The sequence below is a fragment of the Amycolatopsis sp. NPDC051758 genome (genome assembly GCF_044453095.1).
Taxonomy (GTDB): Bacteria; Actinomycetota; Actinomycetes; order Mycobacteriales; family Pseudonocardiaceae; genus Amycolatopsis.
Map to the genome: position 1 here is coordinate 702,132 of NZ_JBITCJ010000005.1, position 12,360 is coordinate 714,491.

The window sequence follows — 12,360 nt, forward strand, 5'->3', positions numbered from 1 at the left end:
GAGGTGGCAGGTAGGGCCAAGGGCCGAGTCACCCGGCCGGCGCGAGTTGGGCGGCTTGACCCGGTCGCGAAGTGCCGGGGGCGCGAGTTGTGCCGCTGGTGTGAACACTGGGGCTGGTCGGGGTGAGGGCCGAGTCACCCGGCCGGCGCGAGCGGGGCGGCTTGACTCGGTCGCGCAGTGCCGGGGCGCGAGTTGTGCCGCTGGTGTGTGCACACTGGGGCTGGTCGGGGTGAGGGTCGCCGCGCCGGTGCCGGTGGGACCTGACCTGGTCGCGAAATGCCGGGGCGGGATGACGAGTCTTGCTGCCGATGTGGTTGAGGCTGGGCGCCGCGCCGGTGCGGGTGAGGGTTGCCCGGGTGGCCGGGAGGTGCCAGGGTCGGGAATGCCGATCTTCTCCGCGCCGGACGGGACCGGGCTCGCTTATCGCCTCGCCGGCTCCGGTGCCGAACCTCCGGTTGTGTGCCTGCCCGGGGGGCCGATGCGGGCCGGGGCGTATCTCGGGGATCTGGGTGGGCTGGGCGCTCGTCGCCGGCTTGCCGTGCTGGACCTGCGGGGGACCGGTGACTCCGAGGTGCCAGCCGATCCGGCCAGCTATCGGTGTGATCGCCAGGTCGAGGATGTCGAAGCGTTGCGCAAACACCTCGGTCTTGAGCGGCTCGACCTGCTGGGGCACTCGGCCGGGGCGAGCCTGGCCGTCCGGTATGCGGCTCGATATCCCGACCGGCTGCGCAGGCTTGCGCTGATCACCCCGAGCCCGCGGACGGTCGGCTTGGAGCTGCCGGTCGCCGAGCGGCGGCGGATCATGGCGCGGCGTGCCGGCGCGCCCTGGTTCGACGGCGCGGCCGCCGCCTACGAGTCGATCGCCGCGCGGACCGCGACCAGCGCCGACTGGGCTGCCGTGGCGCCGATGTACTACGGCCGCTGGGATGCCGCGGCCCACCAGCATCAAGCCGCCGAGCCCGGCCAGCGCAACGGCACGGCCGCGCGGATCTACAACTCCGCCGGCGCCTTCGAGCCCGAGGTCACCCGGGCTGCGCTCGGCGCCGTTGCCGCTCCGGTGCTGGTGCTGGCCGGCGAACTGGACTTCATCCTCAGCCCGGCGGTGGCGGAGGACTTCGCCCAGCTCTTCCCGGACGGCCGTGCGGTCGCCATGTCCGGCGTTGCGCACTATCCCTGGCTGGACGACGCGACCGGGTTCGTCTCAGCCGTGGCGGGGTTCCTGGCCTGAACCCGGGTTGTGGCGCGGCTTGATGCGGACCGCGGGCAACGCCGGCGCCGGCAGCCGTTGCGGGGTGCCCGTGTAACCGGTGACCGCGCCGAACTGGTCGGACTCCGCCTGCCAGGCTTCGCGGAAGGCCGCGATCTCCTCGTGGGTCCGGCCGACGAAGTTCCACCACATCAGGATCTCTTCGTCGAACGGGGTCCCGCCCAGCAGCAGGAACCGCGCCGGCTCGGAACCGCGGTTGCTCAGCGTCAGGGAACGCAAGCCGGTGCCGACGTAGCCGAGCTCGGCCGCGCGGACGCGGGTGCCGGCGACGACCACATCGCCGGTGTCGACCAGGACGCCGTGCTCGAAACGGGGATCGATGCCCAGGGACATGTGGGCGTCCGGGCCGAGCACGAGCTCCGCGCCCAGCAGCGGGGTGAACGTCGGGATCGGTGACGTCCGCCCGGCCAGCGAGCCGAGGAACACGCGGATCTCGGCGCCGTCGATCCGGTTGACCGACGGCACGTAGTGGTCGAAGGCGCGTGCCGTGTGCCGGTGCCGCTCCGGCAGGGCCACCCAGAGCTGGACGCCGTGGAGGGTCTTCGCCGCCGCGGTCGAGACTTCCGAGTGGCAGATGCCGTTGCCGCCGGTCATCAGGTTCAGCTCGCCGGGCCGGACCGTCGCGTGCGTGCCCAGGCTGTCGCGGTGCTCGATCTCGCCGGCGAACAGCCAGCTCACCGTCTGCAGACCGGTGTGCGGGTGCGGGGCGACGTCCATCGCGCCCGGCGCGGTGACCTCGTGCGGGCCGTAGTGGTCGGCGAAGCACCAGGCGCCGATCAGCGACCGGGCCCGCTGGGGGAGGGTCCGGCGGACCCGCATCGCGCGCGGGCCGCCCAGCGGGACGTCGCGCGGGGTGAGGATCTCGACGTCCGGACGGTCCGGGTCGGCGGCCGCGGGCCGGTCGCCACAGGCGAGCGCGGCGGGGTCGGCCTCGGTGTTGCTCATGTCCGCCACGGTAGTCGCGGTCCGCGGCGGGCCGCGTTCGACGGTCCGGGCCGGGGGTCGGCGCCCCAGCCCGAGGTCGGTTCGCCATGGTGCGCAAGCGGAGTGGTGGCCGCGCAACCAGCCCGTGGCCGGGCGGTGCGTGCGGCGGTGTGGCCGGGCGCCGTTGCTTTCTGGAGTTGTCAAAGGTCGGGCCGCCGGGTCAGGCGGCCTGCTGCTGCTCCGCGTTGACGATCGCCTCGCCGGCCGCCGTCAGCTTCGCCGGGACCCGCTCGCCCGGCCGCCCCGGGTGGGCCGCGCGGACCAGGCCCTGGTGGGCGAGAGCGTGCGCGGCGAACTGGTCGCCGCACGAGAGGCCGTCGATGAAGAGGTCGGGTTCGCTGCTGCAGGAGACGCAGCCGCGACCGGCGCCGACCGCTCGCAGCATCGACAGCATCCGGTGGTTCACGATGGTCCGCACGGCCGCTGGTCCGGTCTGCTCGTTCCTGGTCATTTCGGTCCCTCCCGCTCGTGGCTCGGCATCGTCCTGCTCATGCGTCGAACCGGCTGACGGGATTTCGACAGTTCATCCGGAAACGGTCCGGCCACGGCGTCCCTCCGATGGTCGCCGCCGGCAGTCCAGGCCGGGTCGACTCTCCGTCGACGGTCATTCGGACGCCGGACGCGAACGGATGGGGCTCAGAACGGAGGAGCGCCCGCGACCACCGGTTCCGGCGTCCACGAAGAGCTGCCCTCACCGACGCTCGCGCGGCTCACCTTGGTCACCTTCGCGGTCGCGTAGCGCAGCGACGGGCCGATCTCGTCGACCTCCAGCTCCGTCACGGTGCGCTTCTCGCCCTCCTTCGTGTCGTACGACCGCTGTCTCAGCCGGCCGTGCACGACGACGCGCGCGCCGCGGCCGAGCGACTCCGCTACGTTTTCCGCGTACTGCCGCCACAGGCTGCAGCGCAGGAACATCGGCTCGCCGTCGCGCCAGGCGCCGGACTCCCGGTCGAACGTCCTCGGCGTGGACGCGACCGTGAAGTTCGCGACCGCGGCGCCGGCCGGGGTGAACCGCAGTTCGGGGTCGGTCGTCAGGTTGCCGACCACGGTGACCGTCGTTTCGCCTGCCATCGGGCTCCTCCTTCTCCTCCGGGTGCGGGGTGCACCGCTCTTGCCGATGAGGAGAGCACGGGGGTCCGACAATTCCGGGCCGGGCGACAAGATGCCGAAGCGCGGCCGGGCTGGTTTCCTGCCGCCATGCCGACGGCGTTTCAGAAGGAGCTCGTCACCCTCGCCCACCGCCTGGCGGACCTGTGCGCGCTCGTTGCGATCGTGCTCGAAGAGGCCACGCGCTCGGCGCTCGAAAGTGACCACACGCTGGGCGGACGGGTGCGGGAAGACGCTGCCGCGGTCGCCGCGCTCGGCGCCGCGTGCGAGGACCAGGCGTGTGCGCTGCTGGCCCTGCACGCGCCTCGGGAGGGGGAGGTGAAGGCGGTGGTCGCGGCCATCCACACCGCTGCGGATCTCACTCGGATGGGTGGTCTTGCGCGGGAGGTCGCGGAGCCGCGGGGGCCCGTTCCGGCGGCGGCCCGGCCGGCGCTCGCCGGGCTGGGTTCGCATGCGGTGGATGTGGCCCGGGCTTTGCAGGAGCACCTTGCCGGTGGGGACGGCGCGGGGTTCGACGAAGCGGTCGCGCTCGTTGCCGTGGCGGAGGGGGAGTTGCGCGAGTGGGCCGGCGGCGGTGACGGGCCGCGTGGGGCGCGGGCGGCGGTGGACGTCGCGCTGGTCGCTGCGGTCTACGGCCGGTTCGCCGCGACGGCGGTCCGGGTTGCTCGGCGGACGGCTGTGTTCGCGCCGGTGGGTGCCTGACGCGCGGCGGGCCGTGATCGGGCCGGTGGGCGCATCTGTGGTCGGGCGGTTCGCCGCGACGGCGGTCCGGGTTGCTCGGCGGACGGCTGTGTTTGCGCCGGTGGGTGCCTGACGCGGCGGGCCGTGATCGGGCCGGTGGGCGCTTGTGGAGGTCGATCGGGTGCCACAACGACGGTCCGGACCGCCGTGTTCGCTCCGTGAGTTAAATCAGCGGCGGCCGGGAGAACCGGCCGCCGCGTTCACGACGGTGAACGGTCAGTGACCCTGTTGCGGGAACTGGCCCTGCTGGCCCTGGCCCTGCTGCGGGTACGGCTGCGGGAAGCCCTGGGGCTGCGAAGGGTGCTGCTGCTGCGGGAACCCCTGTGACTGCGAAGGGTGCTGGGCCTGCTGGAACCCTTGCGGCTGCTGAAATCCCTGCGACGGATGCTGCGGCTGGTCGAAGCCCTGCGGCTGCTGCGGGTACCCGGGCGCGGCCTGCTGCTGCGCCGCCTGGCCCTGCTCCTCCTGCGCCTGCAGGCGGACCGCGTCTTCCTTCGGGATCCGGTTTTCGATGCCGCAGAACGTGCACTGCGCGGTGTACTTGACGCCGATCGGGAAGAGCGGGATGAAGAACAGCGTGAACTTCGTGACCGCCTTGCGCACCGCGTGCGAAGCGGGGTTGCCGCACCGGCCGCACAGGAAGGTCGTCATCGCCAGCACGTAGATCCGCGTACGCCAGCCCCAGATCAGCATTGGTCTTCTCTCTTTCGATCCTGCGTTCGCCGCGCAGCGTCGCACACCGCCGCCGCGTTCCGTGGCGCTTTTGTAGAACCGGTCAGGACAAGTACCGGGCAAAGGGGACATACGGGCCGAACGGTGAGCGCCGCCGGCCGGGACTAGATTGTGATCATGCCAAGCGATCGCGCCTTGAAGACGATGAACGCCGTCCACCGCGGCCTGATCAAGCTCACCGGCGGCCGGGTCGGCTGGCAGGCCGCCATGCCGGTGCTGGAGCTCACCACGATCGGCCGCAAGAGCGGGCAGCCGCGGACGGTGCTGCTGACCTCGCCGCACCAGGAAGGTGACGCGCTGGTCGTCGTGGCCTCGCGGGGCGGCGACGACACGCACCCCGCGTGGTTCCTGAACCTGCGGGACAACCCGGAGGTCGACGTGTCGCTCAAGGGCGCGCCGAAGCGTCCGATGCGCGCGCGGATCGCCGACGCCGGCGAGCGGGCGCGGCTGTGGCCGAAGATCGCCGCCGAGTTCAAGAACTACGCGCAGTACCAGACCAAGACCGAGCGCGAGATCCCGCTCGTGTTCCTCGAGCCGCGCTAGGCCGCGTCAGCTCCGGGCGGTCAGGTACGCCGGATCGGGCCCGGGGATCGGCCGGTCCGGCACACCCGCCAGCAGCTCGCTCATCGCGTGGAAGTACGGCGGCGCGGCGACCGTGCCGCCGAACGCGCCGTGGCCGCAGTTCCCCAGGTGCACCGGCGTGCCCGGGCAGATCTCCCGCGGGTGCGAGCCGTCCGCGAAGACCATGGACGACACCGCGTAGTCGTCGACGCCGCCGACAAACGCGACGGACTCGCTCTGCTGGGTCGTGCCGGTCTTGCCGATGTCGGGGCGGGTCCAGCCGGCCGCGTGGGCGGCCTGGGCCGACGTGCCGTCCGTCGTGTCCTTGCTCAGCCCCGCCTCGAGCGTGTTCGCGACGCCGGTCGGGATGACCTGCTCGCACGCCTGCTGCGGCACCGGCACGGCGTTCCCGTTGCGATCCGTGACCGACAGGATCGGGTTCGGTGGGCACCAGACGCCGCCGCTCATCAGCGTCGCCGAGACGTTCGCCATCTCCAGCGGGCTGACCGGGCTGTTGCCCAGGGTGAACGACAGCAGGTTCTGGAAGTACTTCGACTGCGGCTCGTTGTACTGCGGATTGCCCGAAGCGGGGTTGGGCGCCGCACCCGCGTCGTTGGTCGCGAGGGTGTTCCGCAGTCCCAGCTTCTGCGCCATGTCGAGCACGGCGGGCATCCCGACCTGGTTCTCGAGGCCGACGAACGCGACGTTCGGTGACGTCGCCAGCCCGTCGGCGAGCGAGATCGGGTCCGCGTAGTGGCCGTCGTTGTGGACGGTGTAACACGCGGTGTGGCTGTCGGCGTTCGGCGGGGTGAAGCACTGGCTGTCCGGGTTGGGCAGCGGTGTCTCCAAGCCCGCCTTGCCGCTGACGAGCGCCGCGGCCGAGGTGAAGATCTTGAACGACGAGCCCGCGCCGAACTCGTTGCTCGCGTCGGCGACGATGTCCGTGGACGTCTCACCACGAGCGGGGTCGGTGCCGAAGTTGCGGTTGGCGACCATGGCGAGCACCTGGTGGCCGCTCGAACCCGGCTGCACGACGGCGAAGGTGTTGGCCACGCCGTCCTGGGTGGTCGGTACGTTCGCATCGACGGCGTCCTTGGTCACCTGGGAGACACGCGGGTCGAGGGTGGTCTTGATCGTGTACCCACCGGTGGCCAGCTGGTCTGCAGTGAGACCGGCGTGCACCAGGTAGTTCTCCGCGTAGGCGCAGAAGAACCCGGCGTCCGGCGCCGCGCCCATGCAGGTGCCGGACGGCGTGACGGGGCCGTCCGGCAGCAGCCCGAGCGGCGCCGCCTTCGCCGTCGGGGCGTAGGACGCCGGGAGGGAGCCGTTGGAGACCATGGCGTCGATGACGAGGTTCCGCCGCTGCAGCGCCCGGTCGGCGTGCGTGTACGGGTTGTAGACGCTGGGATTGTTCACCATTCCGGCGAGCAACGCCGCCTGCGGCACGGTCAGTTTGTCCGCCGTCGTCCCGAAATAGGCTTTCGCCGCGGCGCCGACCCCGTACACGGTTCCGCTGAATTCGACCACGTTGAGGTAATTCGCCAGAATGTCGTCCTTGCTCGTGGTGTTGTTGAGCTGGACGGCCATTTTCGCTTCACGCAGCTTGCGCGCCAGCGAGTCTTCGCGGTCTTCCTCCTGCGCGATCGAGTTGGTCCGGTCGACGACGTTCACGAGGTAGTTCTTGACGTACTGCTGGGTGATCGTCGACGCGCCCTGCAGCGCGCCGCCGGCGGTGTCGTTCACCGCTGCGCGGAGCATGCCCTGCACGTCGACGCCGCCTTCGGTGTAGAACCGGCGGTCCTCGATCCCGATGATGGCGGCCTTCATCGTCGTCGCGATCCCGGCCGCGGCGACCGGGAGCCGGTACTGCGCCCACAGCGTCGCGATCGGCGTGCCGTCCCGGTCGGTCACCGTGGTCGTCAGCGGCGGATCGGCGGCGGCCAGCTGGGCGGAAATGGCGTCCACCGAATCACTGACCTGATTCGACAACAGGCCCGCCCCGATGGCGGCGGGCGCCACCGTTCCGGCCACCAGAATTCCGGCGAGCAGGCACAATCCGACAAAGGGGACCACGCCCCGGCCACGATTCACGGAATCGACATTAGGCATTCCGCGATGAAGCTTCCGTTCGGTGAGACATGTGCCTCATCGGGCCAACCTGCCGAGCAGTGCCGAAGCGACCGCGATCGCGGCGACGGTCGCGGCGGCCAGCACGGCGAAGTCGAGCCCGAGGTGCGAGGGTGTGCCGATCAGCAGCCCGCGCAGCGCGTCGACCTGGTAGCTCAGCGGGTTGACGTGGCTGAGCACCTTCAGCCACGGCGGCATCAGGTCCACCGGGTACAGCGCGTTCGAGCCGAAGAACAGCGGCATCGTGATCGCCTGCCCGATGCCCATCAGCCGTTCCCGCGACAGCACGATCCCGGCGATCACGATGGACAGGCAGCAGAAGAACGCCGACCCGAGCACCAGGATCACGGCCATCGCCAGCAGCTTCAGCGGGTTCGCGGTCAGCCCGACCCCGAGGAGCGCGGCCAGGATCAGCACCATCAGCGCCTGGACGAGCGCGCGGACCCCGGCGGCGAACGCCTTGCCCGCAACGAGCGCCGCACGGGGTGTGGGTGTCACGAGGAGCTTGGCGAGCACTCCCGCGTCGCGTTCCCAGATGATCTGGATGCCGTAGAAGATCGCGATGAACAGGGCCGACTGCGCGAGGATGCCCGGCGCCAGGTAGTCGAGGTACGGCGTCGAGCCGGTCGGGATCGCCTTGATCCGGGTGAACGTCTCCCCGAAGATGAGCAGCCACAGCGCGGGCTGGATCGCCCGGGTGACCAGCTCGGTCTGGTCGCGGCGCAGCTTCTGCAGCTCCACCAGGCACATCGCGCCGACGCGGGCGAAAAGCACGCGCAGCCGGCCCAGCGGGCCGGGGTCAGCCGAGACGGCGGGCGGTGCGGCGAGTGGCACGGACACTGCGGATCCCTCCTTCGTCGCTTTCGAGCCGGTTCCCGGTGACCTCGCGGAACACGTCGTCCAAAGTGGACTCCGGACCGAGGCCGGCCTCCAGCTCGGCCGGGGTGCCCAGCGCGCGGATCCGGCCGGCGTGCATCAGGGCGACGCGGTCGCAGTACTGCTCGGCCTCGTCCATGTAGTGCGTCGTGACGAGCACGGTCATGCCGGTCGCGGCCCGGATCTCCGCGATGCGCTCCCACACCGACGAACGCGCGACCGGGTCGAGCCCGATCGTCGGCTCGTCGAGGATGAGCAGCCGCGGCGAGCTGACCAGGGCCTGGGCGAGCTCGAGCCGGCGGATCATGCCCCCGGAGTACGTCTTCGCGGTGCGGTCGGCGTCGCCTTCCAGCCCGACCAGCTCCAGCGCATTGCGCACTTGTTCGGCGCGCCGGGCGCGCGGCACGTCGAAGAGCCGCGCGAACAACGAGACGTTCTCGCGGCCGGTCAGCGCGCCGTCGGCCGACAGCTGCTGCGGGACGTAGCCGATCAGCCGCCGCACGGCCATCCGGCGGCGCGCGACGTCGACACCGAAGACCGTGATCCGGCCCGCCGCGGTGGGCAGCAACGTGGTGATCATGCGCAGCGTGGTGGTCTTGCCCGCGCCGTTCGGGCCGAGCAGGCCGAACACCTCGCCGGCCGGGATCTCCAGGTCGACGCCGTCGACCGCGCGGGTGGTGCCGAAGGAATGGCTCAGTTCGGTGCACCGCACCGCGGGTTCGGTCATGGCTGCTCCTTCAGGATGCCCATGAGTTTCTCCAGGGCCGGCAAGGCCCGTTCGATCGCCTCGGTGTCCTCTTCGGACAGTCCGGTGAGTGCTTCGGCGACGAGCTCGATCCGGGCGCCGCGCCAGGCCGCCATCCGGCCGGTGGCCGCGGCGGTGAGCTCCAGCCGGGTCGCGCGCCGGTCGTCCGGGTCGGGTTCGCGGTGCAGCAGCCCGGCTTCGACGAGCTGGTTCACCAGGGTGCTGACCGAGTTGGTCGCCAGGTGCAGCTCGCGGGCGGCCGCCGCGACGCCGACGCCGGGGTGATCGGCGACCACGCGCAGGACCTCGACCTGCGCGCCGGGCAGGGGGAAGCCGGGCACGTCGGCGCGCACCCGGCGGCGCACCACGCGGCGGATGCCCTGGACGGTGCCCAGCAGCCGTTCGGCGAGTTCGGTCATGGCGCCAAGGTAGCTCTGACTCAGAACTATTAGCAAGGCTAAATGTCTGGTTGGCGAAGAAGGGACGCCAAGGTCGGGATCAGTCCCGCAGGTGCGCGGCTTCGGTGAGGGCCAGGTCGAGCAGGCCGGGGAAGCGGGCGTCGAACTCCTCGCGCCGCAGCGCGTTCAGCCGTTGGGTGCCGCTGTCCCACTGCTTCAGCAGGCCGGCCGCGCGGAGGATCTTGAAGTGCCGCGACGCCGCGGGTTTGCTGACCGGCGGCATGATCGCGCCGCACGACTGGCCGGGTTCGCCGGCGAGCGCGGCGATCATGGCCAGCCGGTAGGGGTCGCGCAGCGCCTCCAGCGCCTCGGGGAACGAGACGTCTTCGAGGGCCGGGTGGTCCAAGGGGGTCGACGTGCGGCTGGCCATGCTCCGAGTATCCCTGGTTGCCGGGGAGTGAGCCGTTGTGCCATGGTCGATGTTAGCCAATTGGTTAACATGAAGGAGCTGCCCGGTGCGTGTCTACCGTCCCGAAGCCGGTCGCCTGGTCCAGCGGGAAGAGCCGCCGCCCGAGCCGCAGCGCGGGGAGGTGCTCGTCCGGGTCCGGGCGACGTCGCTGAACTACCGCGACCTGCTCATCCTCAACGGTGACCACTTCGTCAACGGGCCCGGGAGCTTGATCCCGGTGTCCGACGCCGCCGGTGAGATCGCGGCGGTGGGCGACGGTGTCACGCGGTTCGAGGTGGGCGACCGCGTGATCAACAGCTTCCATTCGAACTGGATCGCCGGTCGCCTGCCGGACCACCTGGTCGGGTACGGCAACGGCCAGGACGGCTGGCTCGCCGAATATCGCGCGGTCCCGGAGCACGCGCTGGTCCGGCTGCCGGACTCGGTGGGCTTCGAACAGGGCGCGACGCTGCCGTGCGCGGCCGTTACCGCGTGGACGTCGCTCAACGGCGGCACGCCGCTCAGGCCGGGCGACGTGGTGCTCACGCTCGGCACGGGCGGTGTCTCGCTGTTCGCCCTGCAGCTGGCGAAAGCGCAGGGGGCACGTGTCGTCGCGACGACGTCGAGTGCGGCGAAGGCGGCCAGGCTGACCGAACTCGGCGCGGACGTCGTCATCGACTACGTCGCGACGCCGGACTGGGGCAAGGCGGTGCTCGAGGCCACCGGCGGCCGCGGCGCGGACCGGATCGTCGAGGTCGGCGGGCCCGGCACCTTCGCGCAGTCGCTCGTCGCCGCCGGGACGCACCACGCCGAGATCGCGGTGGTCGGCTTCGTCGGCGCCGGCGGTGCGCCGATCGACTTCATGGACCTGTTCCGCAGCGGCGCGACCGTGCGCAAGATCTGGGTCGGCAGCCGTGAGGACACCGAGGACCTCCTCCGGTGGCTCGCGGTGCGGCCGATCGAGCCGGTTGTTGACCGCGTTCACCCGTTCGAGGAGGCCGTGGAAGCCTTCCGGCACTTCGAGAGCCGGAAGAACTTCGGGAAGGTCGTGATTTCGGCCGGGTGAGGTGAAAGGGATACCGCTGATCGGCCGAACCTGCGCCGGACGGACCGTTCGGCGGCGCGCCGGTGCCGTTCGCCGCGTGATCGTCCGATTCCGCTCCGGAAGCGGGGACGGCGGGGGCATGCTGTCCTTTCCGACCCCGCGTCCCCGCGCCTGACGTCCACTGTGGACATTGCCAGTGCGCCCGGTCCGGCGGTCTTTTCGACCGGAGATAGGACACAACGCCCGTGACCCTGCTGGACAGCAAGCTCGTCCGCTGCTGGACGTCCCGTCCGGACCTGCAGTCCCTCTACAGCCTCGCCGCGGCCGCCCCGCGGATGCGCGCCGCGCTCGGCCTCACGCCCACCGGCGGCGGCACGGTCGGCTTCAAGGTGGACGGCGACGCGCTGGCCCGCACCGAGGCGGAGCTGATCGCCGCGACGTCGGCGCGGCTTCCGGTGCACCCGCTGGTGACCCTGGACCTCGACGGCCGCTCGACGGTCCGGTGCTGGCGCCGCAACCACGACCTGCGCGTGCTGACCGGTGACCTGGTGGACGTCGCGAACCGGCTGGCCCGGGCGGGGTACGGCGGCTGCCTGCGGTCCGCGACCGTGGAGTTCGCCGAGCCGACCGGGCGCCGCGACCGGAAGCTCGCGCTGGTGTACCTGTTCGACCGCGGCACGTTCCACCCCGCGCCGGCGGCCGGCGGCCGGCCCCTGGACGGCACGCTGGAGGTGCGCGCCCGCGCCGCGCTGCACGGCGCGCTCCCGTTGGAACCGGCCGCGAACCGCCGGTTCGTGGTCTGAAATTTCCGCGTTTGGCGTGGTCGGAGGCTTCTGCGAGGATGCTGCTCTCTTCGACCGAAGGAGTCTGCAGTGGCTTCCGTCTTGAATCCGTACCTGAGCTTCCGCGACGACGCGCGCCAGGCCATGGAGTTCTACCAGAGCGTCTTCGGCGGCACCCTCAAGGTGAACACGTTCGGGGAGTTCGGTTCACCCGATGGAGCGGACGCGAAAAAGATCATGCACGCCCAGCTGGAGGCGGAAAACGGCTTCACGCTGATGGCGTCCGACACCCCGGCCGGGATGGAGCACAACCCGGGCACGAACATTTCGGTGAGCCTCAGCGGCGACGACGCCGAAGACCTCCGCGGCTACTGGGAAAAGCTGAGTGCGGGCGGCACCGTTTCGGTTCCGTTCGAAAAGCAGATGTGGGGCGACGAATTCGGTGCCTGCGTCGACAAGTTCGGCATCCCGTGGATGGTCAACGTCGTCCAGCCGGCGTAACGAGCCGTTGCAGCGAGCGCCCTCGTCGGTGACGATGAGGTGCCGG

15 protein-coding genes are annotated in these 12,360 nt (G+C 71.3%); 6 read left to right on the forward strand and 9 right to left on the reverse strand.

Translation table 11 applies throughout. The annotated features are described in order from the left end of the window. Positions 1–382: 382 nt before the first annotated feature. On the forward strand, positions 383–1,228 hold the full coding sequence (locus ACIA5G_RS26915; protein WP_395927852.1) for an alpha/beta fold hydrolase: 846 nt from the start codon (positions 383–385) through the stop codon (positions 1,226–1,228). Here ACIA5G_RS26915 and ACIA5G_RS26920 read toward each other — a convergent pair. The 3 genes from ACIA5G_RS26920 to ACIA5G_RS26930 all read right to left on the reverse strand — a co-directional run bounded on the left by ACIA5G_RS26920 (position 1,202) and on the right by ACIA5G_RS26930 (position 3,322). Then, positions 1,202–2,212, reverse strand: coding sequence for a pirin family protein (locus ACIA5G_RS26920; RefSeq protein ID WP_395927854.1), 1,011 nt, complete (start codon positions 2,210–2,212; stop codon positions 1,202–1,204). The genes ACIA5G_RS26915 and ACIA5G_RS26920 overlap by 27 nt on opposite strands. A 199-nt stretch (positions 2,213–2,411) precedes the next feature. Further along, a complete protein-coding gene (locus ACIA5G_RS26925) occupies positions 2,412–2,702 on the reverse strand; it encodes a hypothetical protein (protein WP_395927856.1) in 291 nt (96 codons plus the stop codon). A gap of 185 nt (positions 2,703–2,887) precedes the next feature. Continuing rightward, positions 2,888–3,322, reverse strand: coding sequence for a single-stranded DNA-binding protein (locus tag ACIA5G_RS26930; RefSeq protein ID WP_395927858.1), 435 nt, complete (start codon positions 3,320–3,322; stop codon positions 2,888–2,890). A gap of 126 nt (positions 3,323–3,448) precedes the next feature. Here ACIA5G_RS26930 and ACIA5G_RS26935 point away from each other — a divergent pair, with 126 nt between their 5' ends. Further along, the gene (locus ACIA5G_RS26935; RefSeq protein WP_395927860.1) at positions 3,449–4,060 is read left to right on the forward strand and encodes a PhoU domain-containing protein; all 612 of its coding nucleotides are present in this window, start codon (positions 3,449–3,451) and stop codon (positions 4,058–4,060) included. 255 nt (positions 4,061–4,315) lie between these two features. Here the strand turns inward: ACIA5G_RS26935 and ACIA5G_RS26940 are convergent, their stop codons facing one another. Further along, on the reverse strand, positions 4,316–4,792 hold the full coding sequence (locus ACIA5G_RS26940; RefSeq protein WP_395927862.1) for a zinc-ribbon domain-containing protein: 477 nt from the start codon (positions 4,790–4,792) through the stop codon (positions 4,316–4,318). A 156-nt stretch (positions 4,793–4,948) separates the two neighbouring features. Here ACIA5G_RS26940 and ACIA5G_RS26945 point away from each other — a divergent pair, with 156 nt between their 5' ends. Next, the gene (locus tag ACIA5G_RS26945) at positions 4,949–5,374 is read left to right on the forward strand and encodes a nitroreductase/quinone reductase family protein (RefSeq protein ID WP_395927864.1); all 426 of its coding nucleotides are present in this window, start codon (positions 4,949–4,951) and stop codon (positions 5,372–5,374) included. A 6-nt stretch (positions 5,375–5,380) separates the two neighbouring features. Here ACIA5G_RS26945 and ACIA5G_RS26950 read toward each other — a convergent pair whose 3' ends face one another. From ACIA5G_RS26950 to ACIA5G_RS26970, 5 genes are all read right to left on the reverse strand, one after another. After that, positions 5,381–7,501 carry a transglycosylase domain-containing protein gene (locus ACIA5G_RS26950; RefSeq protein ID WP_395927866.1) on the reverse strand — a complete coding sequence of 707 codons (2,121 nt, stop codon included), beginning with the start codon at positions 7,499–7,501 and terminating at the stop codon, positions 5,381–5,383. Between the two features lie 36 nt (positions 7,502–7,537). After that, positions 7,538–8,359: an ABC transporter permease gene (locus tag ACIA5G_RS26955; protein WP_395927868.1), complete on the reverse strand. Its 822-nt coding sequence runs from the start codon at positions 8,357–8,359 to the stop codon at positions 7,538–7,540. Further along, positions 8,319–9,122, reverse strand: a complete 804-nt coding sequence (locus tag ACIA5G_RS26960) for an ABC transporter ATP-binding protein (RefSeq protein WP_395927870.1) — start codon at positions 9,120–9,122, stop codon at positions 8,319–8,321. Before ACIA5G_RS26960 ends, ACIA5G_RS26955 begins: the two co-directional genes overlap by 41 nt. Further along, positions 9,119–9,559, reverse strand: coding sequence for a MarR family winged helix-turn-helix transcriptional regulator (locus ACIA5G_RS26965; protein ID WP_395927872.1), 441 nt, complete (start codon positions 9,557–9,559; stop codon positions 9,119–9,121). Before ACIA5G_RS26965 ends, ACIA5G_RS26960 begins: the two co-directional genes overlap by 4 nt. Positions 9,560–9,638: 79 nt before the next feature. Then, entirely contained in the window at positions 9,639–9,968 is a 330-nt protein-coding gene (locus ACIA5G_RS26970) for an ArsR/SmtB family transcription factor (RefSeq protein WP_395927874.1), read from the reverse strand. Between the two features lie 85 nt (positions 9,969–10,053). Here ACIA5G_RS26970 and ACIA5G_RS26975 point away from each other — a divergent pair, with 85 nt between their 5' ends. The 3 genes from ACIA5G_RS26975 (at position 10,054) to ACIA5G_RS26985 (ending at position 12,314) form a co-directional block, all read left to right on the forward strand. Continuing rightward, a complete protein-coding gene (locus tag ACIA5G_RS26975; RefSeq protein WP_395927876.1) occupies positions 10,054–11,052 on the forward strand; it encodes an NAD(P)-dependent alcohol dehydrogenase in 999 nt (332 codons plus the stop codon). A 224-nt stretch (positions 11,053–11,276) separates the two neighbouring features. Next, the gene (locus ACIA5G_RS26980) at positions 11,277–11,834 is read left to right on the forward strand and encodes a hypothetical protein (RefSeq protein ID WP_395927878.1); all 558 of its coding nucleotides are present in this window, start codon (positions 11,277–11,279) and stop codon (positions 11,832–11,834) included. Between the two features lie 69 nt (positions 11,835–11,903). Continuing rightward, the gene (locus ACIA5G_RS26985) at positions 11,904–12,314 is read left to right on the forward strand and encodes a VOC family protein (RefSeq protein WP_395927880.1); all 411 of its coding nucleotides are present in this window, start codon (positions 11,904–11,906) and stop codon (positions 12,312–12,314) included. The last annotated feature ends 46 nt before the right edge of the window (positions 12,315–12,360 follow it).